At 69.1% G+C, this 19,845-nt stretch carries 23 protein-coding genes; 6 read left to right on the top strand and 17 right to left on the bottom strand.

The genetic code is table 11. The annotated features are described in order from the left end of the window. Positions 1-27: 27 nt before the first annotated feature. From ABD212_RS08660 to ABD212_RS08630, 7 genes are all read right to left on the bottom strand, one after another. Positions 28-891 carry a metal ABC transporter permease gene (locus ABD212_RS08660; RefSeq protein WP_344093427.1) on the bottom strand — a complete coding sequence of 288 codons (864 nt, stop codon included), beginning with the start codon at positions 889-891 and terminating at the stop codon, positions 28-30. Continuing rightward, on the bottom strand, positions 888-1,706 hold the full coding sequence (locus ABD212_RS08655) for a metal ABC transporter ATP-binding protein (protein ID WP_344093424.1): 819 nt from the start codon (positions 1,704-1,706) through the stop codon (positions 888-890). Before ABD212_RS08655 ends, ABD212_RS08660 begins: the two co-directional genes overlap by 4 nt. Continuing rightward, positions 1,703-2,638, bottom strand: a complete 936-nt coding sequence (locus ABD212_RS08650; protein WP_344093422.1) for a metal ABC transporter solute-binding protein, Zn/Mn family — start codon at positions 2,636-2,638, stop codon at positions 1,703-1,705. The genes ABD212_RS08655 and ABD212_RS08650 overlap by 4 nt, the downstream gene beginning before the upstream one ends. 387 nt (positions 2,639-3,025) lie before the next feature. Beyond that, on the bottom strand, positions 3,026-4,399 hold the full coding sequence (locus ABD212_RS08645) for a dihydrolipoamide acetyltransferase family protein (protein WP_344093420.1): 1,374 nt from the start codon (positions 4,397-4,399) through the stop codon (positions 3,026-3,028). 16 nt (positions 4,400-4,415) lie between these two features. Next, positions 4,416-5,381, bottom strand: coding sequence for an alpha-ketoacid dehydrogenase subunit beta (locus ABD212_RS08640; protein WP_344094128.1), 966 nt, complete (start codon positions 5,379-5,381; stop codon positions 4,416-4,418). A gap of 164 nt (positions 5,382-5,545) precedes the next feature. Beyond that, on the bottom strand, positions 5,546-6,688 hold the full coding sequence (locus ABD212_RS08635; protein ID WP_344093418.1) for a thiamine pyrophosphate-dependent dehydrogenase E1 component subunit alpha: 1,143 nt from the start codon (positions 6,686-6,688) through the stop codon (positions 5,546-5,548). A 4-nt stretch (positions 6,689-6,692) separates the two neighbouring features. After that, complete coding sequence (locus ABD212_RS08630) at positions 6,693-7,805, bottom strand: histidinol-phosphate transaminase (protein ID WP_344093416.1); 1,113 nt, start codon at positions 7,803-7,805, stop codon at positions 6,693-6,695. Positions 7,806-7,917: 112 nt separating this feature from the next. Here ABD212_RS08630 and ABD212_RS08625 point away from each other — a divergent pair, with 112 nt between their 5' ends. Then, on the top strand, positions 7,918-8,310 hold the full coding sequence (locus ABD212_RS08625; protein ID WP_344093414.1) for a phage holin family protein: 393 nt from the start codon (positions 7,918-7,920) through the stop codon (positions 8,308-8,310). A 10-nt stretch (positions 8,311-8,320) separates the two neighbouring features. On the opposite strand, the gene ABD212_RS08620 is transcribed toward ABD212_RS08625, so the two are convergent. Both ABD212_RS08620 and ABD212_RS08615 read right to left on the bottom strand, forming a co-directional pair. Next, positions 8,321-9,625, bottom strand: a complete 1,305-nt coding sequence (locus ABD212_RS08620; protein WP_344093412.1) for a hypothetical protein — start codon at positions 9,623-9,625, stop codon at positions 8,321-8,323. Further along, on the bottom strand, positions 9,622-9,915 hold the full coding sequence (locus ABD212_RS08615; RefSeq protein ID WP_344093409.1) for a hypothetical protein: 294 nt from the start codon (positions 9,913-9,915) through the stop codon (positions 9,622-9,624). Before ABD212_RS08615 ends, ABD212_RS08620 begins: the two co-directional genes overlap by 4 nt. 141 nt (positions 9,916-10,056) lie before the next feature. Here ABD212_RS08615 and ABD212_RS08610 point away from each other — a divergent pair, with 141 nt between their 5' ends. Further along, the gene (locus tag ABD212_RS08610) at positions 10,057-10,572 is read left to right on the top strand and encodes a low molecular weight protein-tyrosine-phosphatase (protein ID WP_344093407.1); all 516 of its coding nucleotides are present in this window, start codon (positions 10,057-10,059) and stop codon (positions 10,570-10,572) included. Between the two features lie 52 nt (positions 10,573-10,624). After that, the gene (gene purB / locus ABD212_RS08605; RefSeq protein WP_344093404.1) at positions 10,625-12,004 is read left to right on the top strand and encodes an adenylosuccinate lyase; all 1,380 of its coding nucleotides are present in this window, start codon (positions 10,625-10,627) and stop codon (positions 12,002-12,004) included. Here the strand turns inward: purB and ABD212_RS08600 are convergent, their stop codons facing one another. Both ABD212_RS08600 and ABD212_RS08595 read right to left on the bottom strand, forming a co-directional pair. Next, positions 12,005-12,334 carry an amino acid transporter gene (locus ABD212_RS08600; RefSeq protein ID WP_344093402.1) on the bottom strand — a complete coding sequence of 110 codons (330 nt, stop codon included), beginning with the start codon at positions 12,332-12,334 and terminating at the stop codon, positions 12,005-12,007. Beyond that, a complete protein-coding gene (locus tag ABD212_RS08595) occupies positions 12,331-13,047 on the bottom strand; it encodes an acyl-CoA synthetase (RefSeq protein WP_344093400.1) in 717 nt (238 codons plus the stop codon). The genes ABD212_RS08600 and ABD212_RS08595 overlap by 4 nt, the downstream gene beginning before the upstream one ends. A gap of 146 nt (positions 13,048-13,193) precedes the next feature. Here ABD212_RS08595 and ABD212_RS08590 point away from each other — a divergent pair, with 146 nt between their 5' ends. Together ABD212_RS08590 and ABD212_RS08585 are read left to right on the top strand one after the other, a co-directional pair. Then, entirely contained in the window at positions 13,194-14,063 is an 870-nt protein-coding gene (locus ABD212_RS08590; RefSeq protein WP_344093397.1) for a helix-turn-helix transcriptional regulator, read from the top strand. A gap of 1 nt (position 14,064) precedes the next feature. Further along, positions 14,065-14,526, top strand: coding sequence for an SRPBCC family protein (locus ABD212_RS08585; protein ID WP_344093394.1), 462 nt, complete (start codon positions 14,065-14,067; stop codon positions 14,524-14,526). Positions 14,527-14,550: 24 nt separating this feature from the next. Here ABD212_RS08585 and ABD212_RS08580 read toward each other — a convergent pair whose 3' ends face one another. Further along, on the bottom strand, positions 14,551-15,585 hold the full coding sequence (locus ABD212_RS08580; protein ID WP_344093391.1) for an alcohol dehydrogenase catalytic domain-containing protein: 1,035 nt from the start codon (positions 15,583-15,585) through the stop codon (positions 14,551-14,553). Positions 15,586-15,736: 151 nt separating this feature from the next. Here ABD212_RS08580 and ABD212_RS08575 point away from each other — a divergent pair, with 151 nt between their 5' ends. Then, positions 15,737-16,177 carry an iron chaperone gene (locus ABD212_RS08575; protein WP_344093389.1) on the top strand — a complete coding sequence of 147 codons (441 nt, stop codon included), beginning with the start codon at positions 15,737-15,739 and terminating at the stop codon, positions 16,175-16,177. A gap of 2 nt (positions 16,178-16,179) precedes the next feature. On the opposite strand, the gene dnaB is transcribed toward ABD212_RS08575, so the two are convergent. The 5 genes from dnaB to rpsF all read right to left on the bottom strand — a co-directional run bounded on the left by dnaB (position 16,180) and on the right by rpsF (position 19,811). Next, positions 16,180-17,547 (bottom strand): replicative DNA helicase, encoded by a 1,368-nt coding sequence (gene dnaB / locus ABD212_RS08570; RefSeq protein WP_344093387.1) that lies wholly within the window; start codon positions 17,545-17,547, stop codon positions 16,180-16,182. A gap of 516 nt (positions 17,548-18,063) precedes the next feature. Beyond that, positions 18,064-18,516: a 50S ribosomal protein L9 gene (rplI, locus tag ABD212_RS08565; protein ID WP_344093385.1), complete on the bottom strand. Its 453-nt coding sequence runs from the start codon at positions 18,514-18,516 to the stop codon at positions 18,064-18,066. A gap of 9 nt (positions 18,517-18,525) precedes the next feature. Next, the gene (gene rpsR / locus ABD212_RS08560) at positions 18,526-18,780 is read right to left on the bottom strand and encodes a 30S ribosomal protein S18 (protein WP_091701232.1); all 255 of its coding nucleotides are present in this window, start codon (positions 18,778-18,780) and stop codon (positions 18,526-18,528) included. 141 nt (positions 18,781-18,921) lie between these two features. Beyond that, the gene (locus ABD212_RS08555; RefSeq protein WP_344093383.1) at positions 18,922-19,422 is read right to left on the bottom strand and encodes a single-stranded DNA-binding protein; all 501 of its coding nucleotides are present in this window, start codon (positions 19,420-19,422) and stop codon (positions 18,922-18,924) included. Positions 19,423-19,427: 5 nt separating this feature from the next. After that, on the bottom strand, positions 19,428-19,811 hold the full coding sequence (gene rpsF, locus ABD212_RS08550; protein WP_344093381.1) for a 30S ribosomal protein S6: 384 nt from the start codon (positions 19,809-19,811) through the stop codon (positions 19,428-19,430). Between the last annotated feature and the right edge of the window lie 34 nt (positions 19,812-19,845).

Raw genomic sequence — 19,845 nt, 5'->3', positions numbered from 1 at the left:
GCGTCCGCGAGGGGCGAGGGGGCCTCTTCATGCTGCGACCTTCGTGACGCGACCACGCCGGCTGCCGATGACCCGGCACACGACGTAGATGACGAACGAGATGGTGGTGATGTACGGACTCACCGGCAGGGTGCCGGCAACCGCGAGCAGGATGCCGACGACGGCCGAGACGAATCCGAACGCCGTCGCGAGCAGCGGCACCGACCGGGGACCCGACGCGATGCGCATCGCCGCCGCGGCAGGCGTGACCAGCAGCGCCATCACCAGCAGCGCTCCGATGATGTGGACGCTCACCGCGACGATGAGTCCGAGCAGCAGCATGAACGTCAGCGACACCGCGGTCGTCGGCACCCCTCGTGCGGCCGCCGATTGAGGATCGAGGGAATCGAACCGCAGTGGCCGCCAGATCATCAGGAGCCCGGCGAGGGTGACCGCGCTGATGCCGATCAGCCAGCCGAGCTGCCCGGTCTGCACCGACACGATCTGTCCCGTGAGCAGACTGAAGCGGTTCGCGCTGCGTCCGTTGTAGAGAGACAGGAACAGGATGCCGAGCCCCAGCCCGAACGGCATGAGCACGCCGATGATCGAGTTGCGGTCGCGCGCCCGCGCGCCGAGCCATCCGATGATCCCCGCCGCGATGAGGGATCCGATGATCGACCCGGTGACGACATCCGCCCCGATCAGGAGCGCTGCGGCGGCACCGGCGAAGGAAAGCTCTGCGATGCCGTGCACGGCGAACGCCATGTCGCGCTGCATGACGAACACCCCGACGAGGCCGCCGACGAGGCCCAGCACCGCCCCCGCGACGACCGCGTTCCAGACGAGGCCGAGGATCTCGCCGTAGACCGGGAGGCCGCCGAACATCGCATCCCAGACGTCCGCCCAGTTCATGCGCGGGGCTCTTCGTGCTCGTGATGGTGATGGGACTCCTCGGCGTCGGGGGCGCCGACCACCACCAGCCGGTCGCCCGCGCGCAGCACGAACACGGGCACGCCGTAGAGCTCGGTGAGCACATGCGAGTCGAGCACCTCGTCGGGGTGCCCGAGCATGAACCTGCCGTTGGCGAGGTAGAGGATCCGGTCGACCTTGCCCAGCACCGGGTTGATGTCGTGGGTGACGAGCAGCACGGCCGCGCCGGTGTCACGGCGGTGGCGGTCGATCAGTCCCACCACGGCCTGCTGGTTCGCGAGGTCGAGGCTCGTCAGGGGCTCGTCGCACAGCAGCAGCCGCGGGTCGTCCGCGAGAGCCTGGCCGACCCGCAGACGCTGCTGCTCGCCGCCGGACAGCAGCCCGACCGGCTGGTCGGCGAATTCACGGGCTCCGACGGCGTCGATCAGGCGATCGACGCGCTGTGCCTCGCCGCGGCGGGTGAGCGGGGGGCCGAATCGGTGCCCGTCGACGCCGAGGGCGACGAGGTCACGCCCTCGCAGAGCTGTCTCGGGCGGCAGCGGGCGTTGCTGCGGGACGTAGCCGATCCGCCGGTTTCCCCGGCCCCGCACCGGCTCGCCCAGGGCACGGATGCCGCCCTCGCTGAGCGGCTCGAGCCCGAGGATCGCTCGCAGGAGCGTTGTCTTGCCGGATCCGCTCGGACCCAGCACCGCGACGAGCTCGCCCGGCTGGACGGTGAGGTCCAGTCCGCTCCAGAGCTGCCGATCGCCGCGGCGAAGCCCGGCGCCCGTGATCTCGAGGGGAGGAGGCTGCGTCATCCGCCCAAGCCCTCGCTCAGGGCGTCGATGTTCGACCGCATCCACGAGATGTAGGTCTTGCCGTGGGGCAGAGTCTCGGCGAACTCGAGGACCGGGATCGAGCGCGACTGCGCCTCGTGGATCACCAGCATCGTCTCGGCGCCGCCGGTCTGCGAGTTCGCGATCAGCACACGCACGTCGCCCGAGCGCAGCAGCGTGAGCGCTCCGAGCAGTGTCGCCGGCGCGACATCGTGTCCCTCTTCGACCGCTTCGGTGAATGCCGCCGGGGTAACGTTCTCGAGACCCGCCGCCGCGGTCAGGTAGAGGGGAACCGGCTCGGTGACGAAGATCTGCTCACCGGCGTGCGAGTTGCGGATCGCGCTGATCCGAGTCTCGAGTCCGTCGATCTCGCCGTGCAACGCCTTGGCATTCTGAGCGAAGGTCGCCGCGCGCGCTGGCATGATCCGGGAGAGTTCGGCGGCGATGGCCGATGCGACCACGCCCATCGTCTGCGGGTCGTACCAGACGTGCTCGTTGAAGTGAACGGCGGAGCCTCCTGCCGACCACTCGGGCGAGGACGCGACTGCCGTGATCACGGGGGCGGTGGATCCGCTCGCCTGTACGAGGGCCGCCATGAACGCGTCGTACCCGGCGCCGTTCTCGATCACCAGGTCGGCGTGCCGCACCGCGAGCTGGTCCTGGGCGCTCGGCTCGAAGGAGTGCGGATCCTGACTCGCTGATGACACGATCGAGGTGACGTCGACGGCCGTGCCGCCGACCGCTTCGGCGATCTGGCCGTAGACGCTCGTGGACGCGACCACCGAGATGCGATCACCCGCCGCGTCGGCGGTATCGGTGGCAGCGCATCCGCTGAAAAGGAGAGCCGATGCCGCAGCCAGCGTCATCGCGATCGGCATCGCCATCGCGGCCAGGGGACGTCGGAGGCGAGGCACGCCTCCAACCTAACGCTATTGATAATCGTTCTCAAGTCAGCTTCAGCTTCGTCGTGATCGCCGATGAACTTCGCACTCACACGGCCGCCTCGGAAAGTTCAATCGTTCGTGAGCCGGTGGTCGGTGATCTCGTGTGAGCCCGTACTCCAGCCGACGAGCGCGCCAGAAGAGGCTCTCGCATCCGTGGGGGAGCCCTCAATCAACGTGTGTGGGCCGGAAGTTCGACCGAGCCATGTGAGCGTGAAGTTCATCGGGAAGCGGAGAAACGCTGGGCGTCACACAGCCCGCGCCTAGCGACCAGGACTGCGACCGCGACGTACGAGCATCGCCACAGCTCACCGCCCGGCAGACGATCCCTCCAAGTTCTCCCGGATGGCCGTTTCCGCATCAGTCCAGGAGCAGCGCCGGCTCCTCGAGGATCGACGCGATATCGGCGATGAATCGAGAGGCTCCATCCCCGTCGATCACGCGGTGATCGAACGATCCTGCGACGGTCGTGACGAAGCGAGGGCGCACCTCGCCGTCGACGACCCATGGCTTCTGACGGATCGTGCCCAGGGCGACGATCGCCGCCTCACCCGGATTGATGATGGGGGTTCCGGCATCCATCCCGAACACACCGATGTTCGTGATCGTGATCGTGCCGCCCTGCTGATCGGCAGGAGTCGCCTTTCCGTCGCGCGCCGTGATCGTGAGCTTCTCGAGGGCGCGGGCGAGGTCGCGCATGTTGAGATCCTGCGCGTCCTTGATGTTGGGGACGAGCAGCCCGCGCGGTGTCGCGGCCGCGATGCCGAGGTTGACGTAGTGGTGGACGCGGATCTGCGCGCCGTCCTCGACGTCCACCCAGGCGGCGTTGACCATCGGGGTGCGGCGCACGGCCCAGATGACGGCGCGGGCCATGATGAGCAGCGGCGAGATCCGGATATCGGCGAAATCGGGGGAGGCCTTCAGGCGCCGGACGAGCTCCATGGTCCTGGTGGCATCGACATCGGTCCACACCGACACATGCGGTGCGGAGTAGGCAGACTGCACCATGCCGGAGGCGACGGCCTTGCGGACGCCCCGCACCGGGATCGACTCCTCGCGCCCCTCGATCGGGTCGGCGACGGGCCGGACGTTCGCGGTCGGCGCGGGCCGTGCCGGAGCGGTCGCCGCAACGGGGATCGTCTCTTCGCGGACCTCGGGCCACGCGGGGGTCTCGATGTTTCGGAACACGCTCGCCTGAGATGCGTGCCGGACGACGTCATCGCGCGTGACCTCGCCGGCCGCCCCGCTCGGCACGATGTGGGAGAGGTCGACCCCGAGGTCGCGGGCGAGCTTGCGGATCGGTGGCTTGGCGATCACACCGACTGATGCCTCGACCCGCTCCTCTGCGCTGACGGCAGGCTTCCGCCGCCGGGACTGGGCGTGCGCCCCGGTGCCGTAGCCCACCAGCACGGCCCCTTCGCCGGCGGTCGGAGCCTCCGCAGGCTCGCCGTGCTGGCTCTGGCCGACTGTGGCCGGTCCGGTCTGCACGCCCGCCGACGAGGCGATGGTGATGATCGGCGCACCGACGTCCACGGTGTCGCCTTCGCCGACGAGCAGCTCGCCGACGGTGCCGGCGAACGGTGACGGCAGCTCGACGAGCGATTTCGCGGTCTCGATCTCGACCAGCACGTCGTTGACTGCGACCGCATCGCCGGGCGCCACGTGCCACGACACGATCTCGGCCTCGGTGAGACCCTCGCCGACATCGGGGAGGAGGAAGGTCTGCGTGCTCATCCGGGGTCTCCTGGATTCAGTAGGCGAGTGATCGGTCGACGGCCTCGAGGATGCGGTCGGCGTCGGGCAGGTATGCGCCTTCGAGCTTCGCAGGGGGGAAGGGCGTGTCGAATCCCGACACCCGGAGAACGGGCGCCTCGAGGGCGTAGAAGGCGCGCTCCATGACGGTCGCCGCGATCTCGGAACCGAGGCTCGTGAAGCCCGGTGCCTCCTGGGCGTAGACCATACGACCCGTGCGCCGCACCGAGTCGAGGATCGGCCCGTAGTCGACGGGCGACAGCGAGCGCACGTCGACGACCTCGCAGCTCGTTCCCTCGGACGCGGCGAGCGCCGCGGCCTGCAGCATGGTCGAGACCATGGCGCCATGGCCCACCAGAGTCACATCCGTGCCGCGGCGGACGATCCGGCTGGCGTGCAGAGGGAGAGCCCGCGCCGAGGTGTCCACCTCGCCCTTCATCCAGTACTTGGCCTTGGGCTCGAGGAAGATCACCGGGTCGGGCGATGCGATCGCATCCTGGATCATCCAGTAGGCGTCGTTCGGTGTCGAGGGGCTCACCACGCGGAGCCCGGGAGTGTGGGTGAAGTACGCCTCGGGACTCTCCTGATGGTGCTCGACCGCGCCGATGTGCCCGCCGTAGGGGATCCGGATCACCACGGGCAGCTGCAGCGCACCCTCATGCCGGTACGTCTGCTTCGCGAGCTGGGTGGTGATCTGGTCGAACGCGGGGAATACGAAGCCGTCGAACTGGATTTCGCACACCGGTCGGAACCCCGCCATCGCGAGCCCGATGGCCGTGCCGACGATCCCCGATTCGGCGAGCGGTGTGTCGAGGACCCGCCTGTCGCCGAACTCGGCCTGCAGCCCCTCGGTGACGCGGAAGACCCCGCCCAGCGGGCCGATGTCCTCGCCCATGAGCAGCACGCGGTCGTTGCCCGCGAGCGCAGCCCGAAGTCCTGCGTTGAGGGCGCGGCTGAACGGCATGGTCGTCACGGTCGCGGCGACTGCCGGCACGGCTGTCGCATCCGCGGTCGCCGAGGCTGCCGGCACGGCTGTCGCATCCGCGGTCGCCGAGCCTGGCGAAGCATCCGCTCCACCCGAAGCGTCCGCGCCGCCCGAACCTGTCGCCGCGGCGGTGGTCGTGTCGGTCATGATGCCTCCTCGTCACCGAAGGACTCTTCGTACTCGCCGAACCACCGGCGCTGCTCCTCGACCAGCGGGTGCGGCTCCGAGTAGACGTGCGAGAACATCACCTCGGGCTCGAGGCCGCCGAGCTCGCCGGTGCGGACACGGATGTCTTCGGCCACAGCGTGGCATTCGGCATCCACACCCTCGAAGAACGCCTCGGACGCACCCCGGCTCAGAAGGTGGGCCCGCATGCGGTCGATGGGGTCGCGACGCCGCCAGGACTCCTCCTCGGCGGAGGTGCGGTACTTCGTCGGGTCGTCGCTCGTGGTGTGCGCACCCATGCGGTAGGTGAGCGCCTCGATCGCCCGTGGACCGAGCCCCGACCGCGCCTCGTCGAGGGCCACCCGGGTCACGGCCCAGCTGGCGAGCACATCGTTGCCGTCGACCGGGATCGACGGCATCCCGTATCCCTCACCACGCCTGTAGAGCGGCGCCCGCGACTGGGTCGCGACCGGCACTGAGATCGCCCACTGGTTGTTCTGCAGGAAGAAGACCTCGGGAGTGCGGTAGCTCGCGGCGAACACCATCGCCTCGTGCACGTCGCCCTGGCTCGATGCGCCGTCGCCGTAGTAGACGACGATGGCCTCGTCGTGCTCGGGATCGCCGGTGCCGCAGCGATCATCGAAGACCAGGCCCATGCCGAGGCCCGTGGCGTGCAAGGTCTGCGAGCCGAGCACGAGGGTGTAGATGTGGACATTGCCGTTCTTGGGATCGAACGGATTCCAGCCGCCGTGCGTGAGGCCGCGCATGACCCGGATGATGTCGATCGGGTCGACGCCGCGGATGCGCGCGACCACGTGCTCGCGGTAGGACGGGAAGAAGTGGTCCTGGGGCCGGCCCGCACGTGCGGAGCCGACCTGTGCGGCCTCCTGCCCGAAGCTCGGCGGCCAGAGCGCCAGCTGACCCTGCCGCTGCAGGTTCGTCGCCTGCACATCGAAGGCACGGATGACCGCCATGTCGCGGTAGAAGCCCTCGAGCTCGGCATCGCCGAGCGCATCGACCAGCTCGCGGTACGGCTCGGCGGCGGGCGTCGGGGCGAATGAGCCGTCGGTCGCGAGGAAGCGGACGGTGCCCGGGTCGGCGGAGGTCACAGGCAGGCTCACCGTTCTACGCTAGCCCTCGTCCGGGATGGCCCTCTGGGAGGTCCTTCACAACGGATGCCGCGATCCGTAGGACGTTCTCGACAGCGGCTTCTTCCCCCACGGAGATGCGGATGCCGTCGCCGGCGAACGGGCGGACGATGAGCCCGGCATCGTCGAAAGCCGCGGCGACGTCCATCGTCTCGTCGCCCGTCGGAAGCCACACGAAGTTGCCCTGGGCTTCGGGGACGCGCCATCCGACGTCGCGCAGCCCCGCAGCCAGGCGATCGCGGCGCTCGGCGATCGCGCCGACCCGCTCGAGCAGCTCCGACTCGGCCGCGAGGCTGGCGAGTGCCGCCTCCTCCGCGTGCGCCGTGACCGACAGGGGGATCGCCGTGCTGCGCGCCGCGTCGAGGATCCGGCGGTGACCGACCGCGTAGCCGACCCGCAGTGCCGCGAGCCCGAATGCCTTCGAGAAGGTCCGGAGCACCACGACGTTCTCCCGGACCGGGCCGCCGGGCTCGCGCAGGCCATTGACCGCCTCGGCGTCGGTGACGAACTCGGCGTAGGCCTCGTCCAGGACGACGAGGACATCCGCGGGGACGGTGGCGACGAACGCGTCGAACTCGGCCTGGGTGACGACCGGGCCCGTCGGGTTGTTCGGGCTGCACACGATGATCGCCCTCGTGCGGTCGGTGATCGCCGCCGTCATGGCGCCGAAGTCGTGGCGTGCCTCGGACGTCAGCGGGATCTGCACGGCCGTCGCTCCCGCGACGACCGCGAGCCACGGGTACGCCTCGAACGACCGCCACGCATAGATCACCTCGTCGCCGGGTCCGGATGTCGCGAGCACCAGCTGCGCGAGGATCGAGACGCTCCCCGCACCGATGTGGACCGACTCGACATCCACGCCGAACCGCTCGGCGAGCCGTTCCCGAAGGCGGGCTGCGGACGCGTCCGGGTAGCGGTTGAGCGAGGTCGCCGCGTGCACGGCGTCGAGGACTCCCGGCAGCGGGTCGAACGGATTCTCGTTGCTGGACAGCTTGTACGCCCCGCCGGTCGCCTGCTTCCCCTGCTTGTAGGGCGGCAGTGCGGCGATCTCGGGGCGGACTCGGATGGGGATGTCGGAGGCCTCGGTCACTTTGTCGAGTCTATGGGCGGGTCGGATGCCGCGGCAGACTCGCTTGTGCACGCCGCACACGCCCCCGGAATCTCTCGCTCAGCTCGCACCTGCGTGCCAGACTGGGCGCACTATGCGCTTCCTCATCCGTGTCGTCGTCAATGCGTTCGCGATCTGGGTGGTCACTCTGATCCCGGCGCTGCAGGTCTCCGTCATCGCGTTCCCCCCGGGCCAGACTCTGCAGCTGGTGCTGACGCTGCTCCTGGTCGCCGTGATCTTCGCCCTCGTGAACACCGTCATCGGCACCGTCATCAAGATCCTCGCGTTCCCCATCTACATCCTGACCCTCGGCCTGATCGGTCTCGTGATCAACGCGTTCCTGCTCTGGCTGACGGCGTGGCTGACGAGCTTCTGGAACTGGGGACTGCGGGTCGAGGACTTCTGGTGGGGCCTCGTCGCGGCCATCATCATCTCGCTCATCAACTGGCTGTTCGGCATCATCCTGCGTCCGCGGGAGAAGAACTGACACACCGCTCTCACGGCCGCTCGGCCGCGTACTCGGTCGTTTCGACGGCCGCCGCAGTGCCCAGTTGGTCGAAGAGGCCGCGCACCGGATCCATGCGAGGATCCGACGAGACGTCGAGCAGCCGAGCCGTCTCCGTGTAGGCGCCGGCGTCATGCGCCGGCAGGAAGAGGTCCTGCAGTCCCGAGTCCGGGTCCGCGACCCGGTGCGCGACGAAGCTGCCGGGTGCGCCCACCGGATGGTCGAAGCCGCCGCCGGTCATCATCGCGAGCGGGTCGTCGGTGTGGCGCAGCGAGACGCTGAGAGTGTCCGGACCGACATCCACCTCGATCGGGGAGCCGAGCGAGACCAGTGTCCTCACGTCGTAGCCGCCCTCGATCGCGAGGTGGCCCGTCACCATGGCTCCCTGCGAGTGACCGAAGGCGTGCACGACATCGCCCGGCTCGGCTCCCGCGTCGCGCAGCGCCTCGAGGGTCGCGTCGTAAGACGCCGAGCGCTGACCGATTTCGAGTTCGGCCGCCGATCCGAGATCGAAGGCCTCCGACGGCGGCGCAACGAGCTTTGTCCCAGCCACATAGAGGGCGAACTGGCGTGAGCCGTCGGGCATGGTGTACTTCTCGACTCTGATCCGCGAGTCGCCGCTGCCGGCGGACGGGATGCGCGCGGCAGCGCCCGCGAGCGTCGTCGGTGCGCCGATGGTGCTGGATGCCGAGATCTGCCGGACATGGACGTCTACGGCCGCACCGCCCAGCCGCTCGGTCCGCTCGATCGTACCCCTGCCCAGCGCCTGCGCCGTCCGAGCCAGGCCGTATGCGGCCCCGCCCACGATGACCCCCGCGCCGTCCGTCAAGCTCTGCCCGGTCTCGGTCCATTGACGCACCAGCTCGGACGGCCGCATCAGGTTGTACTCGAACTGGGCGCCCCACGCGTTCCACTCCGCCGCCGGGTAGGTCTCCGCGATCTCGGCGCGGTGTCGGTCGATGCGCGCCGCCGTGTCCCAGTCGCCGGCTGCCGCCGCGGCGGCATACGACGCGTTCAGCTCGGCCATCTCGTACACCGCAGCGGCTTCGCGCAGGCGCCCGGCGATCTGCTGGGCCGCCTCCTCGCCCTCGATGATGCGCCGCGCCAGCAGGAACGCAGCGGTGCCGGCATCCCACGCCGCTCGTTCGATGCCGAGCGTCGACTGGACGAGTCCCACGAGCCCGGCGAGGTCGGCCAGTTCATCGGCGAGCCCCACGAAACCGGCAGCCGCGGTCCGCAGCGTGGCAGTGTCGACGGCGATCGCGCCTGCACTTCGGATGTCGAGATCGTCGCTCATCGGCACGTCCAGGCGTTCTCGACCGATACGCGTGCGCGCGCGAGGGCGATCTCGCCCAGGACGCCATCGGCGAGCGTGCCGAGCCCCACGATGTCGGAGGCCAGATGCTCCGCGAGGGTGAAGAAGCCCCGCGCGGCCGGGGTCTGCCAATCCGTGGCCGCCGCGAGTCGCCGCACCAGGAATCCCGCGTCGACGAGCCGCTCAGCGACTCGCCGCAGCTGCCGGCTGGCGTTGTCGATCGCGGAGAGCGTGGAAGGGGACGGTGTCAGGCAGGCGAGATCGGTCGGCATCCCCACACCCTCGTCCTCGGCGATGCCGTCCGGGCGCTCAGCGTCTCGACTTGGGGACGAGATGCCGCGCCGGCGGACTGGGGAGGAGCTGACGACAGGATGTCTTGGACGGCGCGCCGCCCCGGGGAGACAATGGACCCTATGACCGCGAGCGCCGGCGACCGACCAGCGCCGTTCCGTGTGGTCTTCGTGTGCACCGGGAACATCTGCCGCTCGCCGATGGCGCAGGTGGTCTTCCGGGAGTTCGCGGAGACTGCGGGCCTCGGAGCGCGCGTCGTATCGACGAGCTCGGGCACGGGTGACTGGCATGTCGGCGAACCCGCGGATCAGCGCACCATCGACGCGCTGCATCGACGCGGCTACGACGGGACCACGCATCGCGCACGCCAGTTCACGCACGACGACTTCGCTCACAGCGACCTCGTCGTCGCCCTCGACCGCAGTCACGAGCGCATCCTGCGAGGCTGGGCGCGTGGCGAGGCGGATGTCGGGAAGATCGCGCTGCTGATGTCGTTCGACGCGTCAGCGCACACCCTGGACGTGCCCGATCCGTACTATGCCGGCCCGGGAATGTTCGACGAGGTGCTCGGTATGATCGAGAGTGCGAGCCGGTCGCTCTTCCGGCAGCTCGAACCAGCGATCCGCCCGGCGATGTGAGGCCGGGCCGCTCGCGGTCGTCGCACTACGAATGAGTTCCGACAGGAGCACCGTGACCCCTCTGCCGCCGCAGCCGCTGAGCCCTCTCGACGGTCGCTACCGTGCCGCCGTGGCACCGCTCGCCGACTACCTGTCCGAGGCGGGCCTCAACCGCGCGCGCGTCGAGGTCGAGGTCGAGTGGCTCATCGCCTTGACCGATCGATCGCTGTTCGGCGCCGCTCCCCTCGATGAGGAAGCCAAGAACCGGCTGCGAGCGCTCTACCGCGAGTTCGGTCACGCCGAGATCGAGTGGCTGGCGGAGAAGGAGGCCGTCACCCGCCACGACGTGAAAGCCGTCGAATACCTCGTTCGAGACCGCCTCTCGACACTGGGCCTCGACGCGATCGCCGAGCTCACCCACTTCGCCTGCACCAGCGAGGACATCAATTCCACGTCCTACGCGCTCACCGTCCAGCGCGCCGTCGAGCGGGTGTGGCTGCCGAAGCTGCGGCAGGTCGTCGCGGCGCTGAGCGACCTCGCGGTCGCCCACCGTGATGCCGCGATGCTGTCCCGCACGCACGGGCAGCCGGCGACGCCGTCGACCATGGGCAAAGAGCTCGCAGTCTTCGCGTGGCGTCTCGAGCGGGTGGCTCTGCAGATCGAGGGCGGCGATTACCTCGCGAAGTTCTCCGGAGCTACCGGCACCTGGTCGGCGCACCTCTCCGCAGAGCCCGACATCGACTGGCCGGCCCTCTCCCGCTCCTTCATCGAGGGGCTCGGGCTCGGGTTCAACATCCTCACCACCCAGATCGAGTCCCACGACTGGCAGGTCGAGCTGTACGACCGCGTCCGGCATGCCGACGGCATCCTGCACAACCTCGCGACGGATGTCTGGGCGTACATCTCCATCGGCTACTTCTCGCAGATCCCCGTCGCCGGTGCGACCGGGTCGTCCACGATGCCTCACAAGATCAATCCGATCCGGTTCGAGAACGCCGAGGCGAACCTCGAGATCTCGGGTGGGCTTTTCGCCACCCTGTCGCAGACGCTCGTGACCTCGCGACTGCAGCGCGACCTCACCGACTCGACGACCCAGCGCAACATCGGCGTCGCATTCGGCCACTCGCTGCTCGCCCTCGACAATCTGCTGCGGGGGCTCGGCGAGATCTCGCTCGCCGAGGATGCGCTGAGGGCCGATCTCGACGCGAACTGGGAGGTGCTGGCCGAGGCCATCCAGACCGTCGTGCGCGGCGAGATCGCCGCCGGTCGCTCGCAGATCACCGACCCATACGCGCTGCTCAAGGACCTCACGCGGGGCCGGCGGGTGGGCGGCGCCGAACTGGCGGAATTCGTCCGAGGCCTCGACATCGGCGAAGACGCGAAGGCACGCCTGCTCGCGCTCACGCCCGCGACCTATACCGGGCTGGCGTCGGAGCTCGTCGGCGAGCTCTGACTACGGCTTCGGCCCGTCATCGGATGCCGCGGCATCCGTTTCGTCGCCTTCGTCGTCCTGCAGCACCCCGCGGTCGATCGTCTTGGTGATCTGCGCGGGGTCCACCACGAGAAGAAGCAGAGCGACGATCACCAGCACGGCGATGAACGAGATCCCGGCGATGATCAGCGCGACCACGAGGTCGCCCTGACGCCCCTGCGCGGTCTGGTTCTGGAAGAAGCCCATCGAGACGAGCGTCACGACACCGGCGAACAGCGCGGCCCCGAACGCGAGCCCGAGCAGCTGCACGGGCTTCATGAGGTCGCGGCGGGTGGGTCGGTGGTCGCTCACGCGGGATCCTTCTGGTCGGCGGATGCCGTCGCCGCCTCGGTCTCGATGGGAAGGGGCCTGCGCGGCGAGAATCCGGCGATCGCGAGGTAGACGGCCACGATGACGGCGTACCCGCCGAACAGGCCGACCCCGATGATGATGCCGGTGAGCGTGAACGACTGATGCGCCTCTGCGACCGTATAGCGCAGCGCGTACTGCGTCGGCACGACGAGCAGCGCGAGTCCGAGGATCACCGTGATGACGCCGATCACCACGCCGTCGCGCGCCTCGGATGCCGGGCCCGGCGCGGCGTAGGGTCCCGCGTCGACGACACCGGGGGCGATCTCCCGACGCGCCCTGCCCGGTGCATGGCGGAGTTCGCGCCACCCGGCGGTCAGTTCGATCACCCCGCTGATCAGGGCCCACGCGATGACGGTCACGAAGAAGCCGGGGATGGTCCGCAGTGGCGCGAGACCTCCGGCCATACCCGCGATGAGCGCGGTCGTTCCCAGCAGCATTGCCGGCCAGCGTCGTCCCGAGGGATAGACCAGCCACACGGCCGCGAAGAATGCGAGCGCCGTGGTGATCGCGAATCCGCTGAAGATGGACATGCCGATGACGGCCGAGTGGTCGGGTGAGAACGTGACCATGATCGCGGCGAGCGCGGCGAACGCGGCGCGGGCGATCTGCAGGTGCCGCACTTCGAGCGTGCGGGCGGGGCGGGGTGACGTCACGACGATTCCTGATGGACGGAAGGGATGTTTCCAGTCTAGGTCGTGCGCTCTCGTGGTCGATCTCGGGCCTGATCACGCCGACCGAAGGGAGAGCCGGGTACCGTCAGGCACTCCCACGCGGGCGAGGCCCGGCGTACCGTCGGGACATGGACAACCGGACCGAAGCACGCGAGTTCCTCTCCATGCGACGCGCGCGCATCACGCCCGACCGGGCGGGACTGCCGGCGTACGGCGGCAACCGTCGGGTCGCGGGCCTGCGGCGCGAGGAAGTCGCCCTGCTGGCGGGAGTCAGCGTCGACTACTACACCCGGCTCGAACGAGGAGACCTCTCCGGGGCGTCCGAGAGCGTGCTCGATGCGCTGGCGAGGGCGTTGCAGCTGGACGACGCCGAGACCGCCCATCTGTTCGACCTCGCCCACTCGGCCAACGCCTCTCCGGTGGCGAAGAAGCGCGCGACCCGCGCCGAAGGACTGCGCCCCAGCATCCAGCGCCTGCTCGATGCCATCACCGAGGCGCCTGCGCTGATCCGCAACAACTACTTCGACTACGTGGCGGCCAACAGCCTCGGCCGTGCGCTCTACTCGCCGGTCTTCGCCGAGCCCGCCCCGAACAGTGCGCGATTCGCCTTCCTCAACCCCGCGGCGCGCGACTTCTACGGCGACTGGGACAAGGTCACGCAGGAGCTCGTCGCCACGATGCGAGGCGAGGCCGGCCGGAACCCCTACGACAAGCGGCTGACCGACCTCGTAGGGGAACTGTCGACGCGCAGCGAGCGGTTCCGGACCCTCTGGGCCGCCCACAACGTCCGCTATCACCGCAGCGGCGTGAAGCGGCTGCACCACCCGGTCGTCGGCGACCTCGAACTCGTCTACGAAGCCTTCGAGCTGCCCGCCGACCCCGGGCTCAGCCTCTCCACCTACACGGCCGAGCCTGGATCCGCCTCGGCGGATGCCCTCAAAGTGCTCGCGAGCTGGGCCGCCACCGCGATGGACGCCGAGCACCTGCAGGAGCGCTGACATGGTCGACCTGTCGAGGGGCTTCACCGTCCAGCGCGTCTTCGACGCCTCAGCCGAGCAGATCTGGCGTGCCTGGACCGATCCGGATGAGGTCGCGCACTGGTGGCATCCTCGAGGAGCGACGACTCCCCGGGAGAGCGTCGAGCTCGACCCGCGCGTAGGGGGCGCCTACCGATACACGATGGTGAACGACGCCACCGGCGACGACGTCACCACCGGAGGGGTCTACCGCACCGTCGTGCCCGTCGAGCGACTGGCGTTCACCTGGGGGGATCCCGGCGCAGACCCCGACGAGAGTCCCGTCGTGACGATCTCGATCGTGCCGGCCGGAGACCTCACCCGGCTGAGTCTGGAACTGCGCGGCGCCGACGGGATGAAGGGCGACGGCTACCTCTACGACGGGTGGGAGAGCGCCCTCGACTCGTTGGCGGAGCATCTCGGGCAGACGGCAGTCCACGGCTGAGGCCGCCGGGTCGTCTCGTCCGTCCTACTCCCACACGGCGACCGTCATCCCGGCGCCGCGTGCCGGGTCGGACATCTCCACGAGCGCCGCGCCGAGTTCGTCGAAGCCGATCGTCCGGCCGAGGATCAGCGCGGGGGAGAGCCGCCCCGACGCGATGGCCTCGAGCATCGCGGGATACTCATGCGCGGCCATGCCGTGACTGCCGAGGATGTCCAGTTCACGGGCGATGACATCACCCATCGGAAGCGACGGCGTCGCATCCTCGCCCAGCAGCAGGCCCACCTGCACGTGCCGCCCCCGCGGGCGCAGGCTCGCGATCGACGCGCGGCAGGTCGAGGCGCTTCCGAAGCAGTCGAGCGACACCTGCGCCCCACCGTCCGTGATCGTGCGGATGCCGGCGACCGCCGCGTCGCCCGCAGGCACAGCGATCGCTCCCAGCCGTTCCGCCGCGGCGAGCGCGTCCGCAGAGACGTCCACCGCCACGACGCGAGCACCGGCCGCACGCGCCACGACGATGGCCGAGAGGCCCACCCCGCCGCAGCCGTGGACCGCGACCCAGTCGCCCTCGGCGACGGCCGCCCGGGTGACGGCGGCCCGGTAGGCCGTCGCGAAGCGGCAGCCGAGCCCCGCTGCTTCGGCGAAGCCGAGCATGTCGGGGAGCGCGACGAGGTTGAGGTCCGCCTCGAGCACGACCACGAGGTCGGCGAACGACCCCGCAAGGGTGAAGCCGGGCTGCTGCTGGCGCGAGCAGACCTGCTGGTCGCCCGCGAGGCACTGCGGGCACGTGCCGCAGGCGTACACGAACGGGGCGGTGACCCGTTCGCCGGGTCGGAAGCGCGTGACCGCGCCGCCGACCTCCTCCACCACGCCCGCGAACTCGTGGCCGGGAACAAGTGGCAGCCGGACGCTCGTGTCGTGGCCGTTCCACGCGTGCCAATCGCTGCGGCACACCCCGGTCGCACGCACCCGGACGATCGCACCCGTCGGCGGGCACTCGGGGGCGGGCACCTCGACGACGCGCGGTTCGACGCCGAATCGCTCGACCAGCATCGTTCGCATAGGCGCCCCCCTGTGACCGCGACTTCGACGGTAGCGGCATCCGTCCTCTTCGTCTCGGAACGGGCAGGATCGGAGAAGCGCCCGCGGGGCTCCCCGCGTAGCGTGACAGACGAGGTCGAAGCCGACCGAGATCAACGTGAAGGAGTCCACCATGGCCGAGAAGACGAAGTCCGAGGGGCTCTCGCAGGAGGAGCGCGACGCGGTCAAGCAGCGCGCGAAAGAGCTGCGGGATCAGGAGAAGGCCGGCAAGAACCGCGAAGCGGGCTTGGCGGCGGTGCTCGAGGCGATCGCCGCACTCGACGACAACGACCGCGCCATCGCGGAGGGGCTGCACAAGGTGGTGACCGAGGTCGCGCCGGACCTGGTTCCCAAGACCTATTACGGGATGCCGGGATACGCCAACGCCGAGGGCAGGATCGTGGTGTTCAACCAGCCTGCGGGCAAGTTCAAGGTGCGGTACGCGACCGTGGTCTTCGAGGACAAGGCGCGTCTCGACGACGGTGAGATGTGGCCGATCGGCTATGCGGTGACCACCTGGACGCCCGCTGTCGAGAAGGTGGTCGCAGAACTGGTCGAGAAGGCGGTCGGCTGACCCTAGAGCCCGACCGCCATGTCGGTGAAGCGCGAGAAGTGGCCCTGGAACGCGACCGTCACGGTGTCGGTCGGGCCGTTGCGGTGCTTGGCGACGATCAGGTCGGCCTCTCCGGCGCGCGGGTTCTCCTTCTCATAGGCGGCCTCGCGGTGCAGCAGGATCACCATGTCGGCATCCTGCTCGAGGGATCCCGATTCGCGGAGGTCGGACAGCGCCGGCTTCTTGTCGGCCCGCTGCTCGGGACCGCGGTTCAGCTGCGACAGCGCGATCACCGGCACTCCGAGCTCCTTCGCCAGGAGCTTGAGCGCACGCGAGAACTCGCTGACCTCCTGCTGGCGCGACTCGACGCGCTTGCCCGAGGTCATGAGCTGGAGATAGTCGATCACGACCATCTTGAGCCCGACGCGCTGCTTGAGCCGCCGGCACTTCGCGCGGATCTCGACGAGCGTCATGTTCGGGCTGTCGTCGATGTAGAGCGGAGCATCGTTGATGCGACCGCGGACCGAGGCGATGGTCGTCCAGTCGCGGGAGTCGAGGGTGCCCTTGCGCATCGCCTGCAGCGGCACGGCGGCCTCGGCGCTCATGAGCCTCATCGCGATCTCGCTGCGTCCCATCTCGAGCGAGAAGAAGATCGTCGGCAGATCGTGCTTGATCGCGGCGGAGCGGGCGAAGTCCAGCGCCAGCGTCGACTTTCCGAGCGCCGGTCGTGCGGCGATGATGATGAGCTGACCGGGGTGCAGGCCATTCGTCAGCTGATCCATCTGCGCGAATCCGGTCGGGACACCGGTCATCTGCCCGTCGCGGCCGCGCGCGGCCTCGATCTCGTCGACGGCCGCATCCACCGCGACGGTGAGCGGCACGTAGTCCTCCGCCGCGTCGGCGCCGGTCACGCCGTAGATCTCAGCCTGGGCGGTGTTGACGAGGTCCAGCGCCTCGCCCTGGCCCGAGTACCCCATCTGGACGATGCGCGTGCCTGCTTCGACGAGCCGGCGCAGCAGCGCCCGCTCCGCGACGATCGACGCGTAGTAGCCGGCGTTGGCGGCGGTCGGCACGATCGACGTCAGCGTGTGCAGGTAGTCCGCGCCACCGGCCCGCTGCAGCTCTCCGGTCTTGATGAGCTCGTCGGTCACGGCGACGACATCCGTCGGCTCGCCGTGGGAGTAGAGCGTCAGCACCGCCTCGAAGATCAGTTCGTGCTTCGGGATGTAGAAATCGCTGCCCCGAAGCGACTCGATCACATCGGCGACGGCATCCTTCGAGAGCAGCATCCCGCCTAGGGCGCTCTGCTCGGCGAGGAGGTCATGAGGAGGCGTGCGCTCGTGCTCGCGGGGTCCACCCATTCGCTCGTCGGAGATGTCGGCGATCGACATAGGCCATGTCCTCCATACGATGCTCGGGCGTTCGGGTTGCAGCCTGCGGACCCCGATCGCGCGTTCCGATCGAAGGGTGACGGGATGCCGCCGCATCCGTCTCGTGTCCGCCCTCAGCGGACCACGATCCACCGACATTTCGTCCCCTGCGACGTGCGGTGCCGGATCCCCCCTGGGCCGCACCCCACGCTAGAGAGGCGGTCGGACGGGTGCAACGTGTCCTGTGGATAACTCTGTGGAATGACTGCGCGAAACGCCGCAAAGCCTGTGCACAACACCTGTGGACAGACACGTGTTTCGGGCGTGTTTCGCGACTTTTTCAGCGGCCTGACCTGGGTCTTTCTCGCTCACACGCTGTGGAGGAGATTGTGCTTGAAGTCCCGCTTGAAGGTTGCGCAGTTTGCAGGCTTCCTGTGCACAAATCCGTGGAATCGTCAACTCGCGAAGACGACGGATGCCGCAGACCCGAGGGCCTGCGGCATCCGTGCTCGCTTACGCGAGCTCAGCAGCCAAGGGCTACTTCGCTGCGACCACCTGCAGGGTGATCACGGCAGTGAGGTCATCGCGCAGGCGAACGGTCGCCTCGTGCTCGCCCACCGACTTGATCGGGGAGGTGATGTGGATCTTGCGCTTGTCCAGGTCGCCGAGACCGGCTGCCCTGACGGCGTCGGCCACGTGCTCGGTCTTGACCGAGCCGAAGAGGCGGCCTTCGGAGCCCGCCTTGACGGCCAGCTTGACCTTGTTGGACTCGAGGGCGTCCTTGAGGGCCACCGCCTCGTCGTGGTCGTGGATGGCACGGGTCTCGCGGGCCGCGCGGATCGACGCGACCTGCTTCTCGCCACCGCGGGTCCAGCGGACGGCGAAACCCTGGGGGATGAGGTAGTTGCGGGCGAACCCGTCCTTGACCTCGACCACGTCACCGGCGCTGCCCAGGCCGGCGACCTCGTTCGTGAGAATCAGCTTCGACATGGGTGCTCCTTAACGGCCAGCGCCGGCGTAAGGCAGGAGAGCCATCTCCCGCGCGTTCTTGATCGCGCGCGCGATGAGGCGCTGCTCCTGCACCGAGACACCGGTGATACGACGGGCGCGGATCTTCCCGCGCTCCGAGATGAACTTGCGGAGCGTGGCGACGTCCTTGTAGTCGATCACGCCGACGCGGGTCGGCTTCGCGGGAGCGGCGTTCTTCGCGCCCTTCCGCGGCTTGCGGCGGTCGCCGCTTGACTTTCCAGCCATGATTTTCCTTTGCTAAACAGTGGTGGGATGCCTCGGCACGAGGTATCCGGAAGTGAGGGTTTCGATACGCGCGCTTCGCGGGCTGCTCAACCTTGACCCGCCACGGATCAACGCGGCTGCGCCGCATTGATCCGAGTCGCGTCAGAACGGGGTGTCGTCGCCGTAGGCGCCGGGAGCGGCCCACGCGTCGCCGGAGGCACCGGACGCAGCCGGAGCTGCCGAACCCGGCGTCGACCACGGCTCGTCGGACGCGACCTGGCCACGGGACTGACCGCCTCCGGCAGCGCGCGTCACCTGAGCGGTGGCGTACTTCAGCGACGGGCCGATCTCGTCGACCTCGAGCTCGATCGCGGTGCGCTTCTCTCCCTCGCGCGTCTCGTAGGAGCGCTGCTTGAGCCGACCGGTCGCAATGACGCGGGAGCCCTTCGTCAGCGAGCCTGCGACGTGCTCGGCGAACTCGCGCCAGACCGACGCGCGGAGGAACAGCGCTTCGCCGTCCTTCCACTCGTTGGCGGCACGGTCGAAGTTGCGCGGCGTCGACGCGATCGTGAAGTTCGCGACGGGGAGACCGTTCTGCGTGTAGCGCAGCTCGGGATCAGCCGTGAGGTTGCCCACGACGGTGATGATCGTCTCGCCGGCCATCGTCGCTACGCGTCCTGCTTGACGGGCTTCGCGGGGCGGGCAGCCTTGCGGGCGGCCTTCTCGGCGGAGCGCTCGGCCTCGGCGGCGACCATCGCGATGGCCTCCTCGGCACGCAGGACCTTGGTGCGCATGATCTGCTCGCTGAGGTTCAGCTGGCGGTCGAGCTCCTGGGTGGCAGCGCTCGTCGCGGTGAAGTTGACGACGGCGTAGATGCCCTCGGTCTTCTTCTGGATCTCATAGGCGAGACGGCGCTTGCCCCAGATGTCGACCTTGTCGATCGAGCCACCATCATTCGTGATGACCTTCAGGAACTTGTCGAGACTGGGAGCGACCGTGCGCTCGTCGATCTCAGGGTTCAGAATGACCATGAGTTCGTACTGGTGCGTCACTAACCCACCTCCTTCGGACTAGAACGGCCGCCGG

Origin of the sequence: Microbacterium deminutum, from assembly GCF_039530205.1 — a bacterium.
GTDB lineage: Bacteria > Actinomycetota > Actinomycetes > Actinomycetales > Microbacteriaceae > Microbacterium > Microbacterium deminutum.
This window is presented reverse-complemented; position numbering and strand designations above follow the sequence as displayed.

Bases quoted from the DNA above. Each gene is read 5' to 3' on its own strand.
- ABD212_RS08580 (WP_344093391.1), bottom strand. From the start codon at position 15,585: ATGCGAACGATGCTGGTCGAGCGATTCGGCGTCGAACCGCGCGTCGTC.
- ABD212_RS08625 (WP_344093414.1), top strand. From the start codon at position 7,918: ATGCGCTTCCTCATCCGTGTCGTCGTCAATGCGTTCGCGATCTGGGTG.
- ABD212_RS08585 (WP_344093394.1), top strand. From the start codon at position 14,065: ATGGTCGACCTGTCGAGGGGCTTCACCGTCCAGCGCGTCTTCGACGCC.
- ABD212_RS08555 (WP_344093383.1), bottom strand. From the start codon at position 19,422: ATGGCCGGCGAGACGATCATCACCGTCGTGGGCAACCTCACGGCTGAT.
- ABD212_RS08660 (WP_344093427.1), bottom strand. From the start codon at position 891: ATGAACTGGGCGGACGTCTGGGATGCGATGTTCGGCGGCCTCCCGGTC.
- ABD212_RS08610 (WP_344093407.1), top strand. From the start codon at position 10,057: ATGACCGCGAGCGCCGGCGACCGACCAGCGCCGTTCCGTGTGGTCTTC.
- dnaB (WP_344093387.1), bottom strand. From the start codon at position 17,547: ATGTCGATCGCCGACATCTCCGACGAGCGAATGGGTGGACCCCGCGAG.
- ABD212_RS08615 (WP_344093409.1), bottom strand. From the start codon at position 9,915: ATGCCGACCGATCTCGCCTGCCTGACACCGTCCCCTTCCACGCTCTCC.
- ABD212_RS08620 (WP_344093412.1), bottom strand. From the start codon at position 9,625: ATGAGCGACGATCTCGACATCCGAAGTGCAGGCGCGATCGCCGTCGAC.
- ABD212_RS08590 (WP_344093397.1), top strand. From the start codon at position 13,194: ATGGACAACCGGACCGAAGCACGCGAGTTCCTCTCCATGCGACGCGCG.
- rpsR (WP_091701232.1), bottom strand. From the start codon at position 18,780: ATGGCTGGAAAGTCAAGCGGCGACCGCCGCAAGCCGCGGAAGGGCGCG.
- ABD212_RS08655 (WP_344093424.1), bottom strand. From the start codon at position 1,706: ATGACGCAGCCTCCTCCCCTCGAGATCACGGGCGCCGGGCTTCGCCGC.
- ABD212_RS08645 (WP_344093420.1), bottom strand. From the start codon at position 4,399: ATGAGCACGCAGACCTTCCTCCTCCCCGATGTCGGCGAGGGTCTCACC.
- ABD212_RS08640 (WP_344094128.1), bottom strand. From the start codon at position 5,381: ATGCCGTTCAGCCGCGCCCTCAACGCAGGACTTCGGGCTGCGCTCGCG.
- rplI (WP_344093385.1), bottom strand. From the start codon at position 18,516: ATGTCGAAGCTGATTCTCACGAACGAGGTCGCCGGCCTGGGCAGCGCC.
- ABD212_RS08575 (WP_344093389.1), top strand. From the start codon at position 15,737: ATGGCCGAGAAGACGAAGTCCGAGGGGCTCTCGCAGGAGGAGCGCGAC.